At 63.5% G+C, this 24,192-nt stretch carries 27 protein-coding genes; 18 read left to right on the top strand and 9 right to left on the bottom strand.

The window, feature by feature from the left end; translation table 11 throughout:
* Window positions 1–4: 4 nt before the first annotated feature.
* Window positions 5–544 (bottom strand): invasion associated locus B family protein, encoded by a 540-nt coding sequence (locus FJ430_RS28010; RefSeq protein ID WP_140705328.1) that lies wholly within the window; start codon window positions 542–544, stop codon window positions 5–7.
* A 328-nt stretch (window positions 545–872) separates the two neighbouring features.
* On the opposite strand from FJ430_RS28010, the gene coxB reads away from it, so the two are divergent.
* The 15 genes from coxB (at window position 873) to FJ430_RS27935 (ending at window position 11,904) form a co-directional block, all read left to right on the top strand.
* Window positions 873–1,757 (top strand): cytochrome c oxidase subunit II, encoded by an 885-nt coding sequence (gene coxB, locus FJ430_RS28005; protein WP_140659151.1) that lies wholly within the window; start codon window positions 873–875, stop codon window positions 1,755–1,757.
* 38 nt (window positions 1,758–1,795) lie between these two features.
* Window positions 1,796–3,445, top strand: coding sequence for a cytochrome c oxidase subunit I (ctaD, locus tag FJ430_RS28000; RefSeq protein ID WP_140647280.1), 1,650 nt, complete (start codon window positions 1,796–1,798; stop codon window positions 3,443–3,445).
* A 76-nt stretch (window positions 3,446–3,521) separates the two neighbouring features.
* On the top strand, window positions 3,522–4,466 hold the full coding sequence (locus FJ430_RS27995) for a heme o synthase (protein WP_140705330.1): 945 nt from the start codon (window positions 3,522–3,524) through the stop codon (window positions 4,464–4,466).
* Window positions 4,463–4,654 carry a hypothetical protein gene (locus tag FJ430_RS27990; RefSeq protein ID WP_140647282.1) on the top strand — a complete coding sequence of 64 codons (192 nt, stop codon included), beginning with the start codon at window positions 4,463–4,465 and terminating at the stop codon, window positions 4,652–4,654. The genes FJ430_RS27995 and FJ430_RS27990 overlap by 4 nt, the downstream gene beginning before the upstream one ends.
* Window positions 4,654–5,283, top strand: a complete 630-nt coding sequence (locus FJ430_RS27985) for a cytochrome c oxidase assembly protein (RefSeq protein WP_140705332.1) — start codon at window positions 4,654–4,656, stop codon at window positions 5,281–5,283. Before FJ430_RS27990 ends, FJ430_RS27985 begins: the two co-directional genes overlap by 1 nt.
* Window position 5,284: 1 nt before the next feature.
* The gene (locus tag FJ430_RS27980) at window positions 5,285–6,166 is read left to right on the top strand and encodes a cytochrome c oxidase subunit 3 (protein WP_140647284.1); all 882 of its coding nucleotides are present in this window, start codon (window positions 5,285–5,287) and stop codon (window positions 6,164–6,166) included.
* Between the two features lie 193 nt (window positions 6,167–6,359).
* Complete coding sequence (locus FJ430_RS27975; protein ID WP_226892262.1) at window positions 6,360–6,797, top strand: L,D-transpeptidase family protein; 438 nt, start codon at window positions 6,360–6,362, stop codon at window positions 6,795–6,797.
* Window positions 6,798–6,812: 15 nt separating this feature from the next.
* Window positions 6,813–7,199, top strand: coding sequence for a DUF983 domain-containing protein (locus FJ430_RS27970; RefSeq protein WP_140647286.1), 387 nt, complete (start codon window positions 6,813–6,815; stop codon window positions 7,197–7,199).
* Complete coding sequence (locus FJ430_RS27965; RefSeq protein WP_181175357.1) at window positions 7,196–7,951, top strand: SURF1 family protein; 756 nt, start codon at window positions 7,196–7,198, stop codon at window positions 7,949–7,951. Before FJ430_RS27970 ends, FJ430_RS27965 begins: the two co-directional genes overlap by 4 nt.
* 135 nt (window positions 7,952–8,086) lie before the next feature.
* The gene (gene ispH, locus FJ430_RS27960; RefSeq protein WP_140705336.1) at window positions 8,087–9,091 is read left to right on the top strand and encodes a 4-hydroxy-3-methylbut-2-enyl diphosphate reductase; all 1,005 of its coding nucleotides are present in this window, start codon (window positions 8,087–8,089) and stop codon (window positions 9,089–9,091) included.
* Between the two features lie 6 nt (window positions 9,092–9,097).
* A complete protein-coding gene (locus FJ430_RS27955; protein WP_140647288.1) occupies window positions 9,098–10,060 on the top strand; it encodes a homoserine kinase in 963 nt (320 codons plus the stop codon).
* Window positions 10,057–10,602 (top strand): ribonuclease HI, encoded by a 546-nt coding sequence (rnhA, locus tag FJ430_RS27950; protein WP_140705338.1) that lies wholly within the window; start codon window positions 10,057–10,059, stop codon window positions 10,600–10,602. The genes FJ430_RS27955 and rnhA overlap by 4 nt, the downstream gene beginning before the upstream one ends.
* A gap of 41 nt (window positions 10,603–10,643) precedes the next feature.
* A complete protein-coding gene (locus FJ430_RS27945; protein ID WP_140705340.1) occupies window positions 10,644–11,231 on the top strand; it encodes a histidine phosphatase family protein in 588 nt (195 codons plus the stop codon).
* A gap of 92 nt (window positions 11,232–11,323) precedes the next feature.
* On the top strand, window positions 11,324–11,605 hold the full coding sequence (locus FJ430_RS27940; RefSeq protein WP_140647291.1) for a type II toxin-antitoxin system ParD family antitoxin: 282 nt from the start codon (window positions 11,324–11,326) through the stop codon (window positions 11,603–11,605).
* A 38-nt stretch (window positions 11,606–11,643) separates the two neighbouring features.
* Window positions 11,644–11,904 carry a type II toxin-antitoxin system RelE/ParE family toxin gene (locus FJ430_RS27935; RefSeq protein ID WP_319023016.1) on the top strand — a complete coding sequence of 87 codons (261 nt, stop codon included), beginning with the start codon at window positions 11,644–11,646 and terminating at the stop codon, window positions 11,902–11,904.
* A gap of 4 nt (window positions 11,905–11,908) precedes the next feature.
* Here FJ430_RS27935 and FJ430_RS27930 read toward each other — a convergent pair whose 3' ends face one another.
* The 3 genes from FJ430_RS27930 to FJ430_RS27920 all read right to left on the bottom strand — a co-directional run bounded on the left by FJ430_RS27930 (window position 11,909) and on the right by FJ430_RS27920 (window position 13,991).
* On the bottom strand, window positions 11,909–12,385 hold the full coding sequence (locus FJ430_RS27930; protein ID WP_140705342.1) for a DUF2938 domain-containing protein: 477 nt from the start codon (window positions 12,383–12,385) through the stop codon (window positions 11,909–11,911).
* Between the two features lie 121 nt (window positions 12,386–12,506).
* Window positions 12,507–12,989, bottom strand: a complete 483-nt coding sequence (locus tag FJ430_RS27925) for a peroxiredoxin (RefSeq protein ID WP_140705344.1) — start codon at window positions 12,987–12,989, stop codon at window positions 12,507–12,509.
* Between the two features lie 195 nt (window positions 12,990–13,184).
* The gene (locus tag FJ430_RS27920; protein WP_140705346.1) at window positions 13,185–13,991 is read right to left on the bottom strand and encodes a protein-disulfide reductase DsbD domain-containing protein; all 807 of its coding nucleotides are present in this window, start codon (window positions 13,989–13,991) and stop codon (window positions 13,185–13,187) included.
* A gap of 126 nt (window positions 13,992–14,117) precedes the next feature.
* On the opposite strand from FJ430_RS27920, the gene FJ430_RS27915 reads away from it, so the two are divergent.
* Window positions 14,118–14,726, top strand: a complete 609-nt coding sequence (locus tag FJ430_RS27915) for a YqgE/AlgH family protein (protein WP_140647296.1) — start codon at window positions 14,118–14,120, stop codon at window positions 14,724–14,726.
* Between the two features lie 185 nt (window positions 14,727–14,911).
* Here the strand turns inward: FJ430_RS27915 and FJ430_RS27910 are convergent, their stop codons facing one another.
* The 4 genes from FJ430_RS27910 to thrC all read right to left on the bottom strand — a co-directional run bounded on the left by FJ430_RS27910 (window position 14,912) and on the right by thrC (window position 21,219).
* Window positions 14,912–17,758 (bottom strand): EAL domain-containing protein, encoded by a 2,847-nt coding sequence (locus FJ430_RS27910; RefSeq protein ID WP_140705348.1) that lies wholly within the window; start codon window positions 17,756–17,758, stop codon window positions 14,912–14,914.
* Window positions 17,759–17,802: 44 nt separating this feature from the next.
* Window positions 17,803–18,399 carry a GNAT family N-acetyltransferase gene (locus tag FJ430_RS27905; protein WP_140647297.1) on the bottom strand — a complete coding sequence of 199 codons (597 nt, stop codon included), beginning with the start codon at window positions 18,397–18,399 and terminating at the stop codon, window positions 17,803–17,805.
* Between the two features lie 115 nt (window positions 18,400–18,514).
* Entirely contained in the window at window positions 18,515–19,807 is a 1,293-nt protein-coding gene (locus tag FJ430_RS27900; protein WP_140705350.1) for a M16 family metallopeptidase, read from the bottom strand.
* A gap of 14 nt (window positions 19,808–19,821) precedes the next feature.
* Window positions 19,822–21,219: a threonine synthase gene (gene thrC / locus FJ430_RS27895; RefSeq protein WP_140705530.1), complete on the bottom strand. Its 1,398-nt coding sequence runs from the start codon at window positions 21,217–21,219 to the stop codon at window positions 19,822–19,824.
* Between the two features lie 128 nt (window positions 21,220–21,347).
* Here thrC and FJ430_RS27890 point away from each other — a divergent pair, with 128 nt between their 5' ends.
* The gene (locus FJ430_RS27890; protein ID WP_140705352.1) at window positions 21,348–22,094 is read left to right on the top strand and encodes a hypothetical protein; all 747 of its coding nucleotides are present in this window, start codon (window positions 21,348–21,350) and stop codon (window positions 22,092–22,094) included.
* A 1-nt stretch (window position 22,095) separates the two neighbouring features.
* Here FJ430_RS27890 and FJ430_RS27885 read toward each other — a convergent pair whose 3' ends face one another.
* Window positions 22,096–22,785, bottom strand: coding sequence for an HAD family hydrolase (locus FJ430_RS27885; RefSeq protein ID WP_140659162.1), 690 nt, complete (start codon window positions 22,783–22,785; stop codon window positions 22,096–22,098).
* Between the two features lie 237 nt (window positions 22,786–23,022).
* Here FJ430_RS27885 and FJ430_RS27880 point away from each other — a divergent pair, with 237 nt between their 5' ends.
* Window positions 23,023–24,156 (top strand): site-specific DNA-methyltransferase, encoded by a 1,134-nt coding sequence (locus FJ430_RS27880; protein WP_140657142.1) that lies wholly within the window; start codon window positions 23,023–23,025, stop codon window positions 24,154–24,156.
* The last annotated feature ends 36 nt before the right edge of the window (window positions 24,157–24,192 follow it).

Here is a 24,192-nt window from a genome sequence, read left to right as displayed (position 1 = left end):
AAGATCAAGGTAGGGCGGCGAAGCCTTCCGCAAAGCCCTTGAGGTCGACGGGAATGCCGATGCCTTCCTCGGGCGTCTGGAAGACGATGAAGGTGGCCGAGGTGCCGCTCTTCAGCGTGTCGAGCAGCGGCTTTTCGAGGATCACCTCGGCATAGCAGCCATCCTGGAAGCAGCGCACGAAATAGGCGCGGCCGATATCCTTGCCATCGACATTGAGACCGAGGCCGTTGGGAAGCAGCACGCCGAGCGGCGCCAGCACGCGCAGGATCTCGGCCTTGTTATCGGCGGTGCGCAGCACCACGACCGAAAGCCCCATTTCAGGGCGGTCCTCGGCGACGACGTTCTGCATCATCACGCATTGCTCGGAGGTAGCGCCTGCAGGCGTATCGCAGATGATCGACCACGCGCCATGCGTCGACTTCACCGTGCCGCTCGGCGGCGTGGCGTTGTTCGGCGAGGCAGCGGCGCCAACGGCTACGCCGACACCGAGCAAGGCGAGGGCAAGGACGACCTTCGCCAGGGTTCTCGAAAGCCAGGAAGTCATAACGGCTCCATTGCGAATCACGGCACTTTAAGCCGCGCCGGGGCCAAGTAAAGGACGAGACCGCCGCCGGTCCGCCCCGATACCGGCAATTCCATGCTTTTCCAAAGCAAATTCGCCCGAATTGCGACCGTGGCGCATATAGCGCGGCGAGCGCCGAACACGGCCTTCGGCTTGCGCGCAAAAATGCCGCACGGTTTCCTCCGCTCCTTCCTTGCGGAGGGAAATAGAGTATGGTTTGAACCACCCTAGGGACAGACCGGGATTCCCAATCCCGGCATCGTCGATTATTGGTGCGATCGGATCGCGGGAAGTGGGAGACGAGAGGGCGATGAGGAAATTCCTGGCAAGCGCTGAATTCTTGGCAGGTGCGGCAGCTTCGGCCGTGCTCTTCTCCAGCGCGGCGGCCCGTGCCGACCAGCCGCGGCCATGGGAGATGACCTTCCAGGCTCCGGCCACCGACATGATGCGGCAGATCGAGCGGTTCGGGAACTACACCATGTGGTTCATCGTCCCGATCACCATCCTCGTTCTGCTGCTGTTGCTGGTTTGCATCGTCAAGTTCCGCGCCAGCGTCAATCCGGTGCCGTCCAAGACCAGCCACAACACGCTGATCGAAGTGATCTGGACGGTCGGGCCGGTGATCGTGCTTCTGCTTATCGCCATTCCCTCCTTCCAACTGCTCACCGCGCAATACACCCCGCCGGAAGAAGCCAAGCTCACCGTCAAGGCGACCGGCAACCAGTGGAACTGGGATTATGAATACCAGGTCGACAAGACCTTCTCCTTCAACTCGGCGGTTCTCCAGGATGCCGACCGCGCCAAGGCCGGCAAGGAAGATCGCGGCCTCTATCCGCGCCTGCTCGCGGTCGACAACGAGCTTGTCGTACCGGTCAACACCTTGACCCGCGTGCTGATCACCGCCACCGACGTCATCCACTCCTTCGCCGTGCCGTCCTTCGGCATCAAGATGGACGCCGTGCCCGGCCGCACCAACGAGACCTGGTTCAAGGCGGAGAAGGAAGGCCTCTACTACGGCCAGTGCTCGCAGCTCTGCGGTAAGGACCATGCCTTCATGCCGATCGCCGTCCGCGTCGTGTCCGACGCGCAGTTCAAGACCTGGCTTGATACGGCCAAGACCGACGTGCCGGCTGCCAACAAGGCGCTGATGGCCGAGATCGATGGTACCAACAAGGTAGCGGCCGCCGGCAACTGATGCCGCGGGTTAGCAAGATTTAGGGAACGGAGCGGAACATGGCAGAGGCTGCAGCTCACGATCACGGCGACCACAGGCCGCATGGCTGGGTCCGCTGGGTCTACTCGACCAACCACAAGGACATCGGCACGCTCTACCTGATCTTCGCGATCATTGCCGGCATCATCGGCGGCGCGCTCTCGGTCGCCATCCGCATGGAGCTGCAGGAGCCGGGCATCCAGATCTTCAGCGGCCTGGCGCAGATGGTCTATGGCATGCAGGGCGACGCCGCCATCGACGGCGGCAAGAGCATGTACAACGCCTTCGGCGCCGCGCACGGCCTGATCATGATCTTCTTCATGGTCATGCCCGCGCTGATAGGCGGCTTCGCCAACTGGATGGTGCCGATCATGATCGGCGCGCCGGACATGGCCTTCCCGCGCATGAACAACATTTCCTTCTGGCTGCTGCCGCCGGCCTTCATCCTCTTGCTCTCCTCGATGTTCGTGCCGAGCGCGCCGGGCGCCTTCGGTGTCGGCGGCGGCTGGACGATCTATCCGCCGCTCTCGACCTCCGGCCAGCCCGGCCCCGCGATGGACCTCGCGATCCTGTCGATCCACATCGCCGGCGCGTCGTCGATCCTCGGCGCGATCAACTTCATCACCACCATCTTCAACATGCGCGCTCCCGGCATGACGCTGCACAAGATGCCGCTGTTCGCCTGGGCGGTGCTGATCACCGCCTTCCTGCTGCTGCTCTCGCTGCCGGTCCTGGCGGGCGCCATCACCATGCTGCTCACCGACCGTAATTTCGGCACCTCCTTCTTCGTGCCGGACAATGGCGGTGACCCGATCCTCTTCCAGCACCTGTTCTGGTTCTTCGGCCATCCCGAGGTGTACATCCTGATCCTGCCGGGCTTCGGCATCGTCAGCCATATCGTCTCGACCTTCTCGAAGAAGCCGGTGTTCGGTTATCTCGGCATGGCCTACGCCATGGTCGCGATCGGCGCCGTCGGCTTCATCGTGTGGGCGCACCACATGTATACGACCGGACTGTCGCTCGACACGCAGCGTTACTTCGTGTTCGCCACCATGGTCATCGCGGTGCCGACCGGCGTGAAGATCTTCTCCTGGATCGCCACCATGTGGGGCGGCTCGATCTCCTTCAAGCCGCCGATGCTGTGGGCGCTGGGCTTCATCTTCCTTTTCACCATCGGTGGCGTCACCGGCGTTCAACTGGCCAATGCCGGCCTCGACCGCTCGCTGCACGACACCTATTTCGTGATCGCCCACTTCCACTACGTGCTGTCGCTGGGCGCGGTGTTCGCGATCTTCGCCGGCTGGTACTACTGGTTCCCGAAGATGACCGGCTACATGTACTCGCCGGTGATCGCCAACACCCACTTCTGGGTGACCTTCGTCGGCGTCAACCTGATCTTCTTCCCGCAGCACTTCCTCGGCCTCGCCGGCATGCCGCGCCGTACCGTCGACTATCCGGATGCCTTCGCCGGCTGGAACATGGTCTCGTCCTACGGCTCCTACATCTCGGCCGTCGGTGTTGCGATCTTCCTCTACGGCGTGTTCGAGGCCTTCCAGAAGAAGCGCGTCGCCGGCGCCAATCCGTGGGGCGAGGGTGCCACCACGCTCGAATGGCAGCTGCCTTCGCCGCCGCCGTTCCACCAGTGGGAACAGCTGCCGAAGATCAAGTAAGCAGCGTCCCGACGCACACGAGGCCGCCGGCTTGTCCGGCGGTCTTGGCCAACGGAATGATGGACTTTAAGTACGCATGGCCCTTGCCGAAGACAGATTGATGGAGGAAGCGGGTTTTCGCATGTCGGAAGCGACCGCAGCCGATTTCTTCGCCCTGTTGAAGCCGCGCGTGATGTCGCTGGTCGTCTTCACGGCCTTTGTCGGCTTGGTCGCGGCGCCCGTCGCCATCAACCCGCTGCTGGCGATGATCGCCATCCTGGCCATTGCTATCGGCGCCGGCGCCTCCGGCGCGCTCAATATGTGGTACGACGCCGACATCGACGCGGTGATGACCAGAACCGCCGGCCGCCCGGTGCCGGCCGGCCGCGTCACGCCGGGAGAGGCGTTGAGCTTCGGCCTGGTCCTGTCGGTGCTGTCGGTGATGACGCTGGGCGTGCTGGTCAACTGGCTGTCGGCCGCGCTTCTCGCCTTCACCATCTTCTTCTATGCCGTCGTCTACACCATGTGGCTGAAGCGCCGGACGCCGCAGAACATCGTCATCGGCGGTGCCGCCGGCGCCATCCCGCCGGTGATCGGCTGGGCCGCGGTGACCGGCTCGGTCAGCCTCGAAAGCGTGATCCTGTTCCTGATCATCTTCCTGTGGACGCCGCCGCATTTCTGGGCGCTGGCGCTGTTCAAGTCCGACGACTATGCCCGCGCGGGCATCCCGATGATGCCGAATGTCGCTGGCCAGGCCTCGACCCGTCGGCAGATCTTTGCCTATGCGCTGATCCTGGCGCCGGTCGGCGTGCTGCCCTGGGCGCTCGGCTACACCACGGCCGGCTATGGGGTCGTCTCGGCGGTCCTCGGCGCGGGCTTCGTCTGGTATGCCTGGAAAGTGCTTGCCATGGCCGACGACGACCGCGCGATGAAGCCGGCCAAGGCCCTGTTCGGCTACTCTCTGCTCTATCTCTTCGCGATCTTTGCCGCCTATCTCGTCGACTGCGTGGTCGGGCGCGCCCTTATGATGGGGGGAGTATGATCGTGGCCGACAAGAAACTCGAACTGGTCACGCTGACCGAACGCCAGCAGAAGGCGCGCCGCAACCGCTCGATCGCCATCGGCGTCGCGCTGGCGGCATTGGTCGTCATCTTCTATGCCGCCACCATCGTGCGCTTCGGCCACACCGGGGCCAGCATCACCGGCTCCGGCCTGTTGGGAGGCGGCTGATGGGCGGCGAGACCGGCAGCAAGCCCCGCAAGGTGAACAACGGCATCGTCGCCGCCGTCTGCCTCGCCTTCTTCACCGGCATGGTCGGCATGGCCTACGCGGCGGTGCCGCTCTACAAGATGTTCTGCCAGGTCACCGGCTATGGCGGCACCACGCAGCGCGCCGAAAAGCAATATGCCGGCCGCGTGCTCGACCGCGACATAACCATCCGCTTCGACGCCAACACCAACGGCATTCCGTGGCGGTTCGAGCCTGTCGCCCGCTCGGTGACGATCAAGATCGGCGCGACGGCGCAGGCGCATTACAGCGCCACCAACAAATTCGACCGCACCATCACCGGCCGCGCCTCGTTTAACGTGCAGCCGGAAATGGCCGGTGCCTATTTCAACAAGGTGGAGTGCTTCTGCTTCACCGACACGACGCTGAAGCCCGGCGAGACGCTGGACATGCCGGTCGTGTTCTATGTCGATCCAGACATCGTCAACGTGCCGGAACTCAAGGACTTGAAGACGATCACCCTGTCCTACACGATGTTCCCGGTCGAAAAGAAACAGCCGGTCGCCTCGTCGGCGCCGGCCGCTGGCAGCAGCAACAAAGTTCCAGATTCCGACGCAAGCCTCGGGGGTTGATATGGCAGACGCGCACGCAAAACCACAACACGACTACCATCTCGTCAACCCGAGCCCGTGGCCTTTCCTGGGATCCATCGGCGCGCTGGTCACCGCCATCGGCGGCGTCTGCCTGATGCAGTATCTGAAGGCCGGCAACTTCCCGGTCTTCGGCCACAACATCGCCAATCCATGGCTGTTCTTCATCGGCCTGATCATCGTGCTCTACACGATGTTCGCCTGGTGGTCGGACACCATCAAGGAAGCGCATGAGGGTCATCACACGCGCGTCGTGTCTCTGCACCTGCGCTACGGCATGATCATGTTCATCGCCTCGGAGGTGATGTTCTTCGTCGCTTGGTTCTGGGCCTTTTTCGACGCCAGCCTGTTCCCGGGCGAAGCCTCGCAATATGCCCGCGCCGCCTTCACCGGCGGCGTCTGGCCGCCGAAGGGGTTGGAGGTTCTCGATCCCTTCCACCTGCCGCTCTACAACACCATCATCCTGCTTCTGTCGGGCACGACGGTGACCTGGGCGCATCACGCGCTGCTCCATGGCGACCGCAAGGGTCTGATCAACGGCCTGGTGCTGACCGTCGGCCTCGGCATGCTGTTCACCATGGTGCAGGCCTACGAGTACATGCACGCCCCGTTCGCGTTCAAGGATTCGATCTACGGCGCCACCTTCTTCATGGCGACCGGCTTCCACGGCTTCCATGTCATCATCGGCACCATCTTCCTGCTCGTCTGCCTGGTGCGTGCGATGCGCGGCGACTTCACGCCGAAGCAGCATTTCGGCTTCGAGGCGGCCGCCTGGTACTGGCACTTCGTCGACGTGGTCTGGCTGTTCCTGTTCAGCGCGATCTATGTCTGGGCCTCGAACGGCGCGCTGATCGAAGGCCACTGATAAAAAGCAATCCGGGAAAGCGCGTAGCGATTTTTCCGGAATTTGTTTTCAGGAGTTTTGAAGGCGGCCGCGGCGACGTGGCCGCCTTCTTCTTTTCGGCGCAATGGCCGGCCATCGGTAGGTCATGTGGGCGAAAATTCCCTTGGCCATCTGCGCGTATCTGATCATCACAGGCTCACTGCTCGACAGGGGTATGTGGCCCGGACAGACGGTCGATCTGGTGCGTGTCGAGAAATCGCAACGGCAGTTGCAACTGATCGGCGGCGGCCAAATCCTGCGCCGCTACAGCATCGCGCTCGGCGGCGATCCGGTCGGCCACAAGCACCGCGAGGGTGACGGGCGAACGCCGGAGGGGCGCTATGTGCTCGACTGGCGCAATCCCAACAGCGTCGCGCACAGGTCGATCCATATCTCCTATCCAAATGCCGACGATAAGGTGGCGGCGAAAGCGCTGGGCGTCGATCCAGGCGGCCTCATCATGATCCACGGCCAGCCGAACGGTTTCGGCTGGCTGGGCAGGCTGCTTCAAATGGTCGACTGGACCGACGGCTGTATTGCAGTTACGAACCCCGATATGGATGAAATCTGGACAAGGGTGGCCGACGGCACACCGATCGAGATCATGAAATGAGCGAAGATCTCCAAAATGAGTGAAGACAAGGCGATCTGGCCACCCATAGATCCGATCTCGGCCGGCCTGCATGGCCGCTGCCCGCGCTGCGGCGAAGGCAAGCTGTTCTCGAGTTTCCTCACCGTCGGCAAGCGCTGCTACAATTGCGGGCTCGACTATTCCTTCGCCGATGCGGGCGACGGACCGGCGGTGTTCGTCATCCTGATCATCGGCTTCGTCGTCGTCGGCCTCGCATTGTGGATGGAGGTGACGTTCAGTCCGCCGCTCTGGCTGCACTTCATGTTGTGGATACCGCTGGCGCTGGTGCTGTGCCTGACGGCGCTGCGCCTGATCAAGGGCGTGCTGATCACCTTGCAGTATTCGAAGAGAGCCTCCGAGGGCAGGCTGGATTCCAACGAATGAGCGAGACGATCAGTTTGGTTGCCGGCCGTTCACGGCCCCGCACGGCGTTGCTGCTTGGCCTCGGCCTTGTCCTGTTCGCCGTCCTGATCGGGCTCGGCACCTGGCAGGTCCAGCGCCTGCATTGGAAGGAAGGCCTGCTCGCAACCATCGATAAGCGCACGCATTCCGCACCGCTGGCTCTAGCGGACGTCGAGAAGGAATTCGCCACTTCCCATGATGTCGATTACACGCCGGTGACGGTGACCGGCACTTTCCTGCACCAGGGCGAGCGGCACTTCTTTTCCACCTGGCAAGGCGACAGCGGCTTCAACGTCTACACGCCCCTGCAGCTCGAGGATGGCCGCTTCGTGCTCGTCAACCGCGGCTTCGTTCCCTACGATCTCAAGGATCCTTCCAAGCGCCGACAGGGCGAAATTGCCGGCAAGGTGACCCTGACCGGGCTTGCCCGCAATCCGCTGCCCGGAAAACCGTCGATGATGCTTCCCGACAATGACGTCGCCAAGAACATCTTCTACTGGAAGGACCGCGACGTCATGGCGGCGACCGCCGGCCTGCCGGCGGGGTTCGTGCTGGTGCCGTTCTTCATCGATGCCGACAAGACGCCGAACCCTGGCGGCCTGCCGGTCGGAGGCGTCACCATCATCGACCTGCCGAACAACCACCTGCAATACGCGGTCACCTGGTATGGCTTGGCCGCCGCCCTTGCGGCGGTGCTGATCCTCAGGCTTCGCCGCCCAGCGAATGAAGCGTGAAGCCTCCTGCTCTTGACAGGACAGGGATGTGCACCTCATTTCGCCTTGAGCAATTCCAGGAAAAGTGTGAGCGGCTTTCCGTCCGGAATCGCGTCAAAACAAAGAGATCGATTCCGACCAAACCGGCCCGTTTTAATGACTGAGAAAAAGCCACCGCTGACGATCAGGCTCTGCCAGCCACGCGGCTTTTGCGCCGGCGTCGACCGTGCCATCCAGATCGTCGTGCTGGCGCTGAAGAAATACGGCGCGCCGGTCTATGTCCGCCACGAGATCGTGCACAACCGTTACGTCGTCGAAGGGCTGCAGAGCCTGGGCGCGGTCTTCATCGAGGAACTGTCCGAGATTCCGCCGGAGCATCGCCAGTCGCCGGTGGTCTTTTCCGCGCATGGCGTGCCGAAATCGGTGCCGGCGGATGCCGAGGCGCGCAACCTTTTCTATCTCGATGCCACGTGCCCGCTCGTCTCCAAGGTGCACAAGCAGGCGATGCGCCACCAGCGGCTCGGTCGCCATGTGCTTTTGATCGGCCACGCCGGGCACCCCGAAGTGATCGGCACGATGGGCCAGTTGCCGGAAGGCGCCGTGACGCTGATCGAGACCGAGGCCGATGCGGCGCGCTTCGTTCCGATCGACGCTTCGGCCCTTGGCTTCGTCACCCAGACAACCTTGTCGGTCGAGGACACCGCCGGCATCATCCGGGCGCTCCAGGAGCGGTTTCCCGAATTGCACGCGGCCGCGGCCGAATCGATCTGCTACGCCACCACCAACCGCCAGGAAGCGGTGAAGAAGACGGCGGCGGGAGCCGATCTTTTCCTTATCGTCGGCGCTCCCAATTCGTCCAATTCGCGTCGCCTTGTCGAAGTGGCGGAGCGCGCGGGTGCCACGATGTCGCTTCTCGTGCAGCGCGCCGCCGAAATTCCGTGGGATGAGATCGCCGGGATCAGGACGCTCGGCCTGTCGGCCGGTGCCTCGGCGCCGGAGATCATCGTCGATGAGATCATCGACGCGTTCCGCCAGCGTTTCGACGTCACCATCGATCTGGCCATCACGGCCACGGAAACGGAGGATTTTCCGGTGATGCGGGTTTTGCGCGATGTCGAACTGACGGCGGCCGACATGGCCTTCGTCAATGGAGCGGCGTGAAACCGGATGGCCGTCTACACCGACGTCAACGAGAACGAACTCAGCGCGTTCCTCAAAGCCTATCCGGTGGGCGAATTGCTCTCCTACAAGGGCATCGCCGAAGGCACCGAGAATTCCAATTTCCTGGTCCACGCCTCGACCGGCTCCTACATCCTGACCCTCTACGAAAAGCGCGTCGACAAGGCCGACCTGCCGTTCTTTCTCGGCCTGATGGGCCATCTCGCCAGGAAGGGCATTTCCTGCCCGCTGCCGGTCACCGCCGATGACGGCACCGTCATCGGCACGCTCGCCGGCCGGCCCGCCGTCATCATCACCTTCCTCGAAGGCCTGTCGTTGCGGCGGCCGACGGCCGCGCATTGCGCGGAAGTCGGCAAGGCGCTCGCCAGCCTCCATCTTGCCGGCCAGGATTTTCAGATGAGACGGCCGAACGCGCTGGCGATCGACGGCTGGCGCAAGCTCTGGACGGCCTCGCGCGACCGCGCCGACGAGGTCGAGCCGGGCCTGGCGGCCGAGGTCGATGCCGACTTTGGCGATTTCGAGCGCAACTGGCCGACCGGCCTGCCGCGGGGCATCATCCACGCCGATCTGTTCCCGGACAATGTCTTCTTTCTCGGCGAGAAGCTGTCCGGGCTGATCGACTTCTATTTCGCCTGCGACGACCTCTACGCCTATGATGTCGCCACCTGCCTCAACGCCTGGTGCTTCGAGAAGGATTTTTCCTTCAACCTGACCAAGGGGACGGCGCTGCTGGCCGGCTACCAGTCGGTGCGGCCGCTTCAGGGTGACGAGCAGGCGGCGCTGCCGATGCTGGCGCGCGGCTCGGCGCTGCGCTTCATGCTGACCCGCCTCTATGACTGGCTGACCATTCCGGATGGCGGGCTGGTGATGAAGCGCGATCCGACCGAATATATCCGCCGCATGCGCTTTCACCGCGCGATCCGATCTCCTTCCGAATACGGGCTGACATGAGCAAGCACGTTGAAATCTTCACCGACGGTGCCTGCTCCGGCAACCCGGGGCCGGGCGGCTGGGGCGCGATCCTGCGCTTCAATGGCGTTACCAGGGAATTGTCGGGCGGCGAAGCCGAGACCACCAACAACCGCATGGAGCTGCTTGCCGCCATCACCGCGCTCGATGCGCTGAAGGAGCCTTGCACAGTCGATCTCTACACCGACAGCAAATACGTCATGGACGGTATTTCCAAATGGATCCATGGCTGGAAGAAAAACGGCTGGAGGACCGCCGACAAGAAGCCGGTGAAGAACGGCGAACTATGGCAAGCGCTCGACGCAGCCAACCGCCGCCACAAGGTGACCTGGAACTGGGTCAGGGGCCATGCCGGCCATTCCGAAAACGAACGCGCCGACGAACTCGCGCGCGAAGGCATGGCGCCGTTCAAGAAGGGCTCGTCAGTGTCTGCAACGCCGAAGCCGGCAGCGGCGCCGAAACCGGCCACACCGGCAAGGCAGCCGGCAACCCCAAGGGCACGTCGTTCCACACAGAGCTATTGATTTCGGCGGGCTAGCTTGCACTCTGACCGGAGAAGCATGTCGTGCCGATAGCCTATTACATCACACACCCGCAGGTGCGCATCGACGCCGACGTTCCGGTGCCTGGATGGAGATTGTCCGACGTCGGCCGAGCGAGGGCGGTCGCCATGCTCGACCAGCCCTGGGTCGGCTCGATCGGCCGCATCGTGTCGTCCGCCGAACGCAAGGCGATCGAAACCGCGGAAATCCTGGCGGAACGTCTTCATCTTGCGGTCGAGGTGCGCGAGCGGATGCACGAGAACGACCGGTCGGCAACCGGCTTCCTGCCGCCGCCGGAATTCGAAGCGGTCGCCGATCGGTTCTTCGCTAGGCCGCACGAGAGCATCCGAGGCTGGGAACGGGCTATCGATGCGCAGGGCCGGATCGTCAGCGAGGTCGAAGCGGCGCTTACGACCGGTGAAGCCGACATCGCCTTCGTCGGCCATGGCGGCGTCGGAACGCTGTTGCTCCTCCATCTCAGTGGACAAGAAATCAGCCGCGAGGCGGATCAGCCGGCAGGCGGCGGCAATTACTTCGCCTGGGATATCAGCTCACGCCGCTTGATCCATGGTTGGCTGCCGATCGACTGGCCAGCAGCGCGGAGCCTCTGATTGTCGGCTGAACTCAGAGAAGCAGCAGCACCATTGATTGCATCTCCGAAAAGGGAGTATTATTTACTACCATAGAGCAAGGATAGCACCCCATGCCAAACGTGGAAAAGTTAAGCGTAGCCGTCACGACGCAACAGGCGGCCGTCATGCGCGAAGCTGTGGAAGCTGGCGAATACGCGACAGCCAGCGAAATCGTGCGCGAAGCGATGCGGGACTGGTTGGCCAAGCGCGAACTTCGGAAAGAGGATGTGCGGCGGCTTCAGCGCTTGTGGGACGAAGGGAAGGCAAGCGGAAAACCGGAGACTTTGGACTTCGATACCTTGCGAAGGGAAGCGCGGCAGAAGCTGAAGGACGCTTCACCAAATGGTCGTTAGGATAGTCTGGTCGCCAACGGCAAAAGCCGACCTGATCGATCTATACCACTATAGGCGCCGAGAACTTAAAGGCAGCGGACCACTACTACGAATGGATCGAGGATCGAGTTGCACAACTCGTGGATCAGCCACGCATGGGCGTCAGACGCCCCGACATTCGCCCTTCGGCGCGAATGCTTGTCGCGGCTCCGTTTTTGCTCCTTTACGAAACGGTCCCAGATACGGACAGCGGTCCGGTCGATTTGGTGGAGATCGTACGCGTTGTCGACGGTCGCAGGGATTTGAACCGTCTCTTCTGACCAATCACCGTATCAGCAGCGCCGTCGAGAACATGCCGAGCGCGAACACCGTGTGCGCCACGAGGTTGAGCGCGCGCACCTTCGTCGGATTGGGGAGCTTGGATGCCGCCCAGCCGGCGCCCATGCCGGGCGCCAGCAGGAACCAGCCGGCCCCGACGGTGACGATGCCGAGGATGAAGGCCGGCAGGAAGGTCGGCGTCGCCAGCCAGCCCGCGCCCGCCAACGCCACAAGGATTACGCCGTAAAGGATGCCGACCAGGTAGTGAAAAACCCAGCCCAGCGCCTTTTCACGCGCATAGGGCGCGGCCTTGCCGATATCGTCATGGAAAACCTTTTCGGGCAGATGCCGAACCCAGCGCCCGACCATGCCCCAATTGGGCAAAGGCTGGCCGATCGCCTTGTTGAGGATGATCGCCCAGATATCCATGAATACCGTGGCGCCGATGCCGATCGCCACCGCGCGCCAGATTGTGTCGAGCATCAGAGCATGATCCCGAACCGGAGGTCAGCGCACGCAAAAAGTGGGAACCGGTTTTCGGACAAGATCATGCTCCAACAAAGAGTGAGATCAGGATGGCGGGTCAACGAAACGTCACCCTGATCTAGAGCTGCTCGAGGATTTTTGCCGCGCCGCTCTCGTCGACGCCCGGCTTGGTTTCGACGTTGATCGCGGCGACCTTGCCGTCGTCGACGATCATCGAAAACCGCTTGGAGCGCAGACCCATGCCGGCTGCGGAAAGGTCGTTGTCGAGCCCTACCGACTTGGCGAAATCGCCGCTGCCGTCGGCGAGGTAGAGGATCTTGCCTTCGCCGCCGGTGAAACGCGCCCAGGCGCCCATGACATGCACGTCGTTGACCGAGACGACGGCGATCGTGTCGACGCCGCGCGCAAGAATGGCGTCATGGTTTTCCAGATAGCCCGGCAAATGGTTGTTGCTGCAGGTCGGCGTGAAAGCGCCGGGGACGCCGAACAGCACGACCTTCTTGCCGGCGAAGATCTCTTTGCCCTTTATATCCTTCGCGCCATCAGCGGTCATCGTCTTGAAGGTCACGTCGGGCAGTTTTTCGCCAACCGAAATGGTCATGGGGAGCCTCGCTTGGGGGAGATGGGAAGGACTGACGCCTTCGATATCGGACTGCGCGGCGGCCAGCAACCTCTCACAGCAAGTCCAGGAAAAGTGTGTAGCGGTTTTCCGTCCGGAATTGCGGCTCAAAGAGCAAGTCCAGGAAAAGTGTGTAGCGGTTTTCCGTCGGGAATTGCTGCTTAAAGAGGCGCTGGATCAAGGGAAAGGCAGCAGCCCGTCCACCGAACCCTCGGCACTGGTCAGCGTGTAATAGAGCCCACCATCGGTCGGCGTCGCCGACGGCCGGTCGAGGATCGGCACGGTGAAGACGAGCTTGCCGTCCTTCTCGCTGCGCACCGGCGCGCCGAACATGTAGTCCCGCTCGCCGGCGATGAAGAAGTCGACGGATTCCGGATTGCCTGGCGACTGCGCCTGGACGACAAGGGTTTCGTGGTCGCCGGGCAGCACGCTGACGCCGAAATCGGACCGGGCCGGAGAGGGCAACGTCGCGAGCGCGGTTTTCACCAATGCGGCGTCGGTGGCGTTGTCGGGATCGGCCCCAGGATCGACGCTGAGCCGGGTCTGCACCGGAATGCAGATCGTCTCGCAGATGCCCAGGAAGACATGGGCGTCGATGGTCGCCGGCTGGTCGGGCGAAGACAGCGTGAAGGTCACCGGCAGCGACACCGGACGGTCGTAGCCGGCCCATTTGCCGTAGCCGTCGTCATGCCGCTGCGGCGGCGGGAACGACAATTGGGCGTCTGAGATGTTGGTGCTGCCGGATATGTCGAGCTGCGGCGGCACGCCGGCGTCGCCCGGATCGCGCCAATAAGTCTTCCAGCCGGGCTTCAGCGCGATGTCGAGCACCCCGTGGATCTTGCCGGCCTCGTCGGGCTTGCCGGTGGTCACCAGCCGAACCTTGCCGCCTTCACTGTTGTACCAGATTGAGGAGGAGGCCTCTGCCGGGAGGCTTGCAGCCCACCCGAAAACGACGCCGAGAACCAGTATTTTCACGTATCGCATGGCGGTGATTTGACCGTCCGTTCTTGGCCGCGCAATGACTTCATCGCTCTCCCGGTATCATATTTGCGTTACATCGGGGACTGGCACCATCTTTTCGGCGCAGCCGAAACGCGTTACGCTCAAGCCATGGACTTGCTGCGCCACAAGAAGTCGACCGCCGGACGCGGTTTTCTCGACGACCAGTTCCTGATTGCCATGCCTGGCATGAAGGACGACCGTTTCGCGCGCTCCGTCATCTACATCTGCGCCCACAGCGACGAGGGCGCGATGGGCCTGATCATCAACCAGACGCAGCAGATGCTGTTTCCGGACCTGCTTGTGCAGCTCGGCATCATGAACGAGCAGGAAGCGATCCGCCTGCCGGCGCATACGCGCGATTTCGTCGTGCGCAACGGCGGACCCGTCGACCGCAGCCGCGGCTTCGTGCTGCATTCGGGCGACTATCGCGTGGAATCCTCGCTCAACGTCTCCGACGACGTCTGCCTGACGGCAACCGTCGATATCCTGCGTGCCATCTCGACCGGCCGTGGCCCGCGCCATGCGCTGATGGCGCTCGGCTATTCCGGCTGGGGCGCCGGCCAGCTCGAAACGGAGATCGCCGAGAACGGCTGGCTCACCTGTCCGGCGACGCCCGAGCTTCTCTTCGACACCGACATCGAGCGCAAATACGGCCGTATCCTTGCCTCGATCGGTATCGACCTTGCCCATCTCAGCGCCGCCGCGGGACACGCCTGAAGCCCAACGCTCGCGGTTGGCAGGAACGCTCGCGACTTCGTCATCCTCGGGTCAAGCCCGAGGATGACGAGCGATGGGCCTCTAATGCATGTCGCGCAAAAGTGTGTAGCGGTTTTGCGATAACGACATGCATGAAAACAAGCCTTAAAGCGCGTCGCCTGAATCCGCTTCAGCGCGACGCGCTTTTAAGCCTGCGTCAGCGGATACTGCTCCTTCAGCGTCTTCAGCACCTGGTCGCCGGGCATCGGCGCGCCGAACATGAAGCTCTGGACATATTCGCAGCCCATCTGGCGCAGCTCCAGCGCGTCGCTTTCGTCCGAAATGCCTTCCGCCACGACCGAAAGCCCGAGCTCATGCGCCATGTTGACCATGGATTTGAGCAGCACCGCGCGCTTCGGCGTGGCGTCGTCGACGAAGCTCTTGTCGATCTTGATCGTGTCGAAGGGGAAGCGTGTCAGATAGGAAAGCGAGGAATAGCCGGTGCCGAAATCGTCGAGCGACAGCCCGATGCCGAGCTGCTTCAGCTTGCTCAGCACATGCGCCGTCTGCTCGGGATTGTCCATCACCAGCGATTCGGTGAGTTCCAGCCGGAAGCAGCGCGGCTTCAGATTGGCACGCGCGATGACGGAGCGGACGTCGCTGACGAGGTCGCGGCGGATGAGCTGGCGGCTCGACAAATTGACCGAGACCGAGAGCGGCGCGTCGCCGATCTGCTTCTGCCAGGAGGCCAGGTCTTCGGCCGCCTGCTGCATGGCGAACAGGCCGAGCTGCACGATCAGCCCGCAATTCTCGGCCACCGGGATGAAGTCCCCCGGCGGGATCATGCCGCGGCGCGGGTGGTCCCACCGAAGCAGCGCCTCGAAGCCGGCAACGCTGCCGTCCTCCAGCCGCACGATCGGCTGGTAGGCAAGCGTGAACTCGCGCCGCTCGATGGCGCGGCGAAGGTCGGATTCGAATTGCAGCCGGTCGGTCCCGACGGTGCGGAAGGCGGGCCGGAACGGTTCGATCCTGTCGCCGCCGAAGCGCTTGGCCTGGTGCATGGCAAGCTCGGCGTCCTTGACCATGTCCTCGGCCGAGGTCTGCGCCGTCGTCCAGGTGATCAGGCCGATCGAGGCGGTCAGCACGATCTCGCGCTTGGCGAAGGTGATCGGGTTGTTGATTGCGTGTTTGATGGCGTCGGCGATTGCCGCGATGCGGGCAGGGTCCTGCTCCGAAAGCAGCATCAGCGCGAACTGGTCGCCGGCAAAGCGCGACAGCGAATCCTTCGGCTTCAAGAGCCGGTGCAGCCGGCGCGCGACGGTGAGCAGAATGGTGTCGCCGGCCGAAATTCCGAGACCGTCATTGACTTGCTTAAAGCGGTCGATGTCGATGATGAAGACCGTGGGGCGCACCTTCTCCTCGGTGCGGGCGATCGAGATGATCGCCTCCAGCCGGTTCATGAACAGTTCGCGGTTCGGTAGGCCGGTCAGGTTGTCGTGCACGGCATCGTGCAACAGCCTTTCCTCGGATTTCTTCTGTTCGGTGACGTCGACCATGGTGCCGACGCAGCGGATCACCTCGCCGTCGGAGCCGATAACCGGTCGGGCGCGCAGCGAGAACCAGTGGTAGTGGCCGTCGGCGCCGCGCAGGCGGAAGTTCTGCGCCACCTTGCCGCGGCGATGCTCCAGCACCACGTCGAGCGTGGTGCGGAACGTGTCGCGGTCGTCGGCATGCAGCACCGGCAGCCAGTTGCGCGCCGCACCCCCAAGGCTGTTGGGCGCAAGGCCGAGCTGCAGGCTGATGTCCGGCTTGGTCACCACCCGGTCGCGCAGCACATCCCAGTCCCAGACGATGTCGCCCGAGCCGGCGACGGCGAGCGCCTGCCGCTCGAGGTCGGAGAACAGGCCCTGGTGCAGCGCGCCGCCGGCAAAGGCGTGCTGCATGACGGTGAAGCCGATCAAGAGGATGATCAGGATCAGCCCGCCGCCCAGCGCCGGCTGGGCGATGTCGTTGTCCAGCATGCCGGTGATCGCCATCCACGACCCGCATAGCCATAGGAGCACCATCACCCAGCTCGGCACCAGCATGATCGCGCGGTCATAGCCGCGAATGCCGAGGAAGATGATGAGGCCGAGACCCGTGAGCGCGGTGGCGGCGAACGAGATGCGGGCAATGCCGGCGGCGACCGCCGGATCGACTATGGCCACGCCCGCGATTAACAGCAGTCCGAAGATCCAGACCAGCGCGCCATAGCTGAAATGGCCGTGCCAGCGGTTGAGGTTGAGATAGGCGAACAGGAACACCACGAAGGTTGCGGCCAGCGCCACCTCCGTGCCGGCCCGCCATATCTGCTCGTTGCCGGGCGATATCTCGATGATCTTGTTGAGGAAGCCGAAGTCGACGCAGATATAGGCCAGCACCGCCCAGGCGAGCGCCGCGGTCGCCGGGAACATCGAGGTTCCCTTGACCACGAACAGGATCGTCAGGAACAGCGCAAGAAGCCCCGAAATGCCGATGACGATGCCGCGGAACAGCGTGTAGGAATTGACCGAGTCCTTGTAGGAGTCCGGTTCCCAGAGATAGACCTGCGGCAGTTTCGGCGAGGCGAGCTCGGCGATGAAGGTCACCACCGTTCCGGGGTTCAGCGTCACCCGGAACACGTCGGCGTCCGGGCTTGTCTGGCGGTCGAGCGCGAAACCCTCGCTGGGCGTGATCGCGGCGATGCGGGTCGAGCCGAGGTCGGGCCAGAAGATGCCGGAATTCACCAGGCGGAAGTGCGGCGCGACGATCAGCCGGTCGAGCTGCTGGTCGGTGGTGTTGGCGAGCGCGAACACGGCCCAGTCGCCGCTCGAGCGCGCGTCATTGGCCTCCACCTCGATGCGCCGCACGATGCCGTCGGGGCCGGGCGCGGTCGAGACCTGGAAATTCTCACCCTGGTTCCGGTAGATCTCGACGGCGCCGGACAGGTCCAGCGCCTTGTCGTCGCGCGCGATCTTGATCGGTTCGACGGCGAAAGCCGGCATGGCCGAAAAAAGCGTGACGACGACCGTCATGAGGAGGGCGAACAGCGACGCTAATCGCGGAAAATTCGTCACAGTCAGCCCTTCGTTCCATCGCCCGGCGGATCGTCCGCGATCCGGGCGTAGAGGTAGTGATCCTGCCAGATGCCGTTGATCCTGAGATAGGATCGCAGAAGTCCTTCGCGCCGGAATCCGGCTTTTTCAAGCACGCGGATCGACCGGGCGTTTTCGGGAATACAGGCAGCTTCGATCCGGTGCAACCGCAGCGTATCGAAGGCGAAGCGCGAGACGAGCTTGACCGCATCGGTCATCAGGCCGCGGCCGCCGAATCGTTCGCCGATCCAGTAGCCGATATGGCCGCTCTGGGCGACGCCATGGCGGATGTTGCCGAGCGTGATGCCGCCGGCAAGCTTGCCGCTCGATTTCTCGAAGATGAAGAAGGCGATCGCCGTGCCTTGCGCGTAATCCTCACGGTAGCGGCTGATGCGCAGGCGCCACGCGGTGCGGTCGAGCTCGTCCGGCTGCCAGCGCGGCTCCCAGGGTTCGAGGAAGGCGCGGCTTTCGCCGCGCACCGCCGCCCATTCGCGGTAGTCGTTGGTCAAGGGCACGCGCAGCGTGACCTTGTCGCCCTTCAGTGCCGGCAGGTCACGGCGAAAGAAAGGGAGCGCGAACACGGCGCTTGTTCTAAGCAGATATTCGTGGGATGCCCCACGAATATCTGCTTAGATTCCCTGGTTTTTCGCAGGCTCTGATCGCAAAATGGGACACTTTTGCGGAACCTGCTTAGGGTCAGACGGCGAGCCGGCGGGCCGTCGTCTGCGGGCCCGCAAGCGATTCGAGGATCGCCTCGTAGGGCGCAAGCGTGCCCACAGGGCCGACTGCGGTAAGCGTCGGCTTGGTCGAGAACAGCCGCGAGGAGAGGTCGGTCAGCCGCTCGACGGTCAGCGCCGAAAGCCGTTCCATCAATTCCTCCTTGGCGATCGGCCGTCCGAACAACAGCAATTGCCTTGCGATCTGCGAGGCCCGGCTGGCCGGGCTTTCGGCCGACATGATGAGGCCGGCGCGGTATTGCGCCCGGGCCCGGTCGAGTTCTTCCTGCAGGATGCTTTCGCCGGCCTTCTGCAACTCGCCGATGATCACCGGCACCAGCTTGGCGATGTCGCTCTGGCCGGTCGCGGCATGCACGCCGAAGATGCCGGTGTCGGAAAAACCCCAGTGGAAGGCATAGACCGAGTAGCAGAGGCCGCGCTTTTCGCGCACCTCCTGGAACAGCCTCGACGACATGCCGCCGCCCAGGATCATCGACAGCACCTGCGAGGCGTAGAAATCGCGTACATGATAGGCGCGGCCCTCGAAGCCGAGCACGATCTGCGCATCCATCAGGTCGCGATCCTCGCGGAAGTCGCCGCCGACATATTGCGCGTATTGCGGGATGTTGCCGGCCGCCTTGGCGCGGAAGCCGCCGAGCCGCTTCTCGACCTCGCGCACGAAATTGTCGTGCTTGACGTCGCCGGCGGCCACAATGACCATCCGCTCGGCGTCATATTGCCGTTCGATGAAGTCGTGCAGTTGCTTGGAAGTGAAGGATTTGACCGTCTCAGGCGTGCCCAGGATCGAGCGGCCGATGGTCTGGTGGCGGAAGGCCGTTTCGGTGAAGCGGTCGAAGACGATGTCGTCGGGCGTGTCGTGCGCGGCGCCGATCTCCTGCAGGATCACATGCTGCTCGCGCTCCAGTTCTTCCGGATCGAATTCGGACTCCTGCAGGATGTCGGCCAGGATATCGACCGCCAGCGGCACGTCGCCGGACAACACTCTTGCATAGTAGGACGTCGTCTCGACGCTGGTGGCGGCGTTGATCTCGCCGCCGACATTCTCGATTTCCGAGGCGATCTCGAAGGCGCTGCGGCGCTTGGTGCCCTTGAACGCCATGTGCTCGAGCAGATGGGCCATGCCATGCTCTTCGTCGCGCTCGTTGCGGGCGCCTGACTTGACCCAGGCCCCGAGGGCAACCGATTCGATGCTTGGAAGGGTTTCGGTGGCGACTGTCAGGCCGTTCGACAGACGGCTTACCTCAACACCCATATGGCAAGTACTCCCTAACGCGCCGCCCGCGAGTGGCGGTTCACATAATCTTCCACCATTTTCAAGTCGGATGGAAGTATCGTGTATTTTTCGTCGGCTGTCATCAAGCCGCCTAGCCATGCGGGCAGGGCAGGGGTGACGCCGCTCGCTGCCTCGACCGCTGCCGGGAATTTCGCCGGATGCGCGGTGCCGAGCACCACCATGGGCACCGGACCGGAGGCGTGGGCGGCCGCGACATGAACGGCGGCGGCCGTGTGCGGATCGAGCAGGTAGTTGCTCGCCTCCAGCGTCGCGCGGATAGTGGCGGCGACCTCGTCGACGCTGGCGCGGCCGGCGTCGAATTCGGCGCGGATGCGCTTGAGTTGGCCTTCCTCGATGGTGAAGGCGCCCGACTGCTTCAGGCCGTTCATGTAGCGCCTGACCGTCTCGGCGTCGCGACCGGCCGCCTCGAACAGCAGCCGCTCGAAATTCGAAGACACCTGGATGTCCATCGACGGCGAGGTCGTGGCGAACACGCCCTTGGTGCGGTATTCGCCGCTCGCCAATGTACGCGCCAGGATGTCGTTGTCGTTGGTGGCGATGATCAGCCGCTCGATCGGCAAGCCCATGCGCTTGGCGGCGTAACCGGCGAAAATATCGCCAAAATTGCCGGTCGGCACGGTGAAGGAAACCGGCCGGTCCGGCGCGCCAAGCGACAGGGCCGACGAGAAATAATAGACGATCTGGGCCATGATGCGGGCCCAGTTGATCGAATTGACGCCCGACAGCGACACCCGGTCGCGAAAGGCGTGGTCGTTGAACATGTCCTTCACCAGGCCCTGGCAATCGTCGAAATTGCCTTCGACCGACAGCGCATGGACGTTTGCCGCGCTCGACGTCGTCATCTGCCGCTGCTGCACCGGCGAGACCTTGCCGTGCGGGAAAAGGATGAAGATGTCGGTGCGGTCTCGGCCGGCAAAGGCGTCGATCGCGGCACCCCCGGTGTCGCCAGAGGTCGCGCCGACGATGGTGGCGCGCTGGCCGCGTTCGGCAAGCGCATGGTCCATCAGTCGCGCCAGCAACTGCATCGCCACGTCCTTGAAGGCCAGCGTCGGGCCGTGGAACAGCTCGAGGATGAAGGTGTTTTTCCCGGTCTGCACCAGCGGGCAGACGGCCTCATGCCGGAAGGTCGCATAAGCCTCCCGCACCAGCCGCTCGAAGACGGGCGTCGCGATCTCGCCGCCGAGGAACGGCGTCAGCACGCGAATGGCAAGGTCGGGATAGGCAAGCCCGCGCATGGCGCGGATCTCGGCGGCCGAAAATTGCGGCCACTCGCGCGGCACGTAAAGCCCGCCGTCGCGCGCCAGGCCGGCCAGCACCGCGTCGGAAAATCCAAGCGCGGGCGCATCCCCGCGGGTACTCACATATTGCATCTTCAAAGGCCCATTGTTGCCGGTCGCGTCATCCACGGCAATTGGTTAATTTTCCGAGCCGGCTCAGTCGCATTTTTGCCGCGCGGTTGCTATACGTCACCGGCTTTGTGAGAGGGAAGTGCAGTTTCATGGCGTTTTATTCGGTCAACCGTCGTTTTGTCGCGGGTCTGGCGCTCACCGGCTTTATGCTTGCCGCCGCCGGCTGCCAATCGAGCGACAATGGCATCCTGGACCTCGGTTTCGGCAAGAAAACGGATCCGACCGCGCCGCCACCGCCGCCGGATCCCAAGATCCTCGCCAGCCAGCTGCGCGCCTATTGCCCGAAAGTGACGCTGCGCGACGGCACCGCCTATTTCAACACCTACGCCAAGGGCACCGCGGCGAAGCCGAAGAAAAAAAAGCTTGATCCCGCGGCGGAAGCCGAGGCCGAGGCAGCCGCCGCGGCCGCCCAGACCGGACCAAACGGCCAGCCGATCGACCCCAATCACGATCCGTCGAAGGTCATCTACCAGGCCTCGATCACCGACGTGACACGCGATTGCACCCATGCCAACGGCCAGATGTCGATGAAGATCGCCGTCGCCGGCAAGGTCGTGCCGGGGCCAGTCTTCACACCCGGCACCGTCACCATGCCGATCCGCATCGCGGTTCAGCGGGGCGACGAGGTGCTTTATTCGCAGCTGCATCAGTACCAGGTGCAGGTCACCGACCCTTCGGCCGCTACCCAGTTCGTCTTCGTCGACAGCAATGTCGTGGTGCCGGAGCCTTCCGCGCGCGACTATCAGGCCTATGCCGGCTATGACGAGAACACGCCGGCTACGGCCGCCGAAAAGTCCAAGGGCAAGAGGAAGAAGCGCGCTCCGGCCACGAACTAGCCTAGGCGTCCTCGGACCACTCCGACAGCGCGGCGATGGTGCCGTTCAGTTCCGCCCAGCGCCGGATGACCGTCTCGGCGCCGGCCTCGGTCAGCGCATCGGCATGGCCCGGATAGCTGTGTCCCGCGCCGGTGAAGCCGATGACGCGCATGCCCGCCGCCCTGGCGCCGGCGATGCCATGCACGGAATCCTCGATGACGAAAGTGTTCTTCGGGTTGGCGCCGAGTTGCTCGGCGGCGTAGAGGAACACGTCCGGCGCCGGCTTGGTCTTCTTGCTGGGAATGTCCAGCCCCGAAAAGATGCGGCCGGCGAAGAACGGCAGCAGCCGCACCTTCTCCAGCATGAATTCGACCCGTTCGGTGCGCGAATTGGAGCAGACGGCGCGCGGCGCGGTGACTGCGGCTACCGCCTCGCGGGCACCCTCGATGATGCGCACGTCTGCGCGCAGCTTGCGGTCGACCAGTTCCTCGGCGCGGTCGATCAGCGAGGCCTGGAACGGAATCTGCGACTTCTCCTCGACCCGCAGCATGATGTCCTTGAAGGTGAGACCGGCATAGGTCTCGGCAAGCTCCTCGGCCGAAATCTCGAATCCGGCCGACGTCAGAAGCTCGGCCTCGACCCGCGCGGCGATGATTTCGGAATCGACGAGCACCCCGTCGCAATCGAAAATGACAAGATCTGGCTGGGGCATGGCAATCCGGGAAACGTTGGGGAAAAGGCCTATTGGCTTAGAGCGTGACGCCGAAAAGTGTGGAGCGGTTTTCGGACGACATCATGCTCTATTTCTTTGATCTAGGCGGCGCGGCATACACCAATGCGCCGGCCTGCGCAAACCGCGTGGGCCGGGCGGCGAGCCTTCACCGAATGTTTACGCTGATCGGTAACCATAACAGCCAGTAAACCGTAACGCGTTCTTTTGGGTGTTTTGATGTCTGCCGTGCGTCTTATCGACGAGCTTTCCCAAGCTCCCCAGCAGTCCGAATGGCTGGACACGATCCTGAAGGGCGACTGCGTCGCCGCGCTGGACAAGTTGCCGGAAAAGTCGGTCGACATCATCTTCGCCGACCCACCCTACAATCTGCAGCTCGACGGCGACCTGCGCCGGCCCGACCAGTCCAAGGTCGACGCCGTCGACGACGACTGGGACCAATTCGAGAGTTTCGAGGCCTATGACGCCTTCACCCGCGCCTGGCTGCTCGCGGCGCGCCGCGTGCTGAAGCCCAGCGGCACCATCTGGGTCATCGGCTCCTATCACAACATCTTCCGCGTCGGCGCCCGCATGCAGGATCTCGGCTTCTGGATTCTCAACGACATCGTCTGGCGCAAGACCAACCCGATGCCGAATTTTCGCGGCCGCCGCTTCCAGAACGCGCATGAGACGATGATTTGGGCCTCGCGCGACCAGAAGGCCAAGGGCTACACCTTCAATTACGAAGCGCTGAAGGCCTCGAACGACGATTTGCAGATGCGCTCCGACTGGCTGTTCCCGATCTGCACCGGCGGCGAGCGGCTGAAGGACGAGAACGGCAACAAGCTGCATCCGACGCAGAAGCCGGAAGCGCTGCTTGCCCGTATCATGATGGCCTCGACCAAGCCGGGCGACGTCGTGCTCGATCCCTTCTTCGGCTCCGGCACCACTGGCGCCGTCGCCAAGCGCCTTGGCCGCCACTTTGTCGGCATCGAGCGCGAGCAGGCCTATATCGACGCCGCCAATGAGCGCATCGCCGCGGTGCGTCCGCTGGAAAACGCCGATCTCACCGTGCTTTCGGGCAAGCGTGCCGAGCCGCGCGTCGCCTTCATCAGCCTGATCGACAACGGCCTGGTGACGCCGGGCGCCACGCTTTACGACGCCAAGAAGCGCTGGGCGGCGAAAGTGCGCGCCGACGGCACGCTGGCGATTGGCGACAGCGCCGGCTCGATCCACAAGATCGGCGCCGAAGTGCAGGGGCTGGATGCCTGCAACGGCTGGACCTTCTGGCACTATGAGCGCAGCGGCGGCCTGACCCCGATCGACGAATTGCGCCGCATCGCCCGCCTCGGCATGGAGCGGGCAGGGGCCTGAGCCGCCGGCCCCTCTTGAATCAACACCTCAACGGAT

This window comes from Mesorhizobium sp. B2-8-5, from assembly GCF_006440675.2.
In the GTDB taxonomy this organism is placed as follows: Bacteria; Pseudomonadota; Alphaproteobacteria; order Rhizobiales; family Rhizobiaceae; genus Mesorhizobium.
The sequence above is the reverse complement of the archived record's forward strand: the minus strand, read 5'-3'. Positions and strand labels throughout refer to the sequence as shown.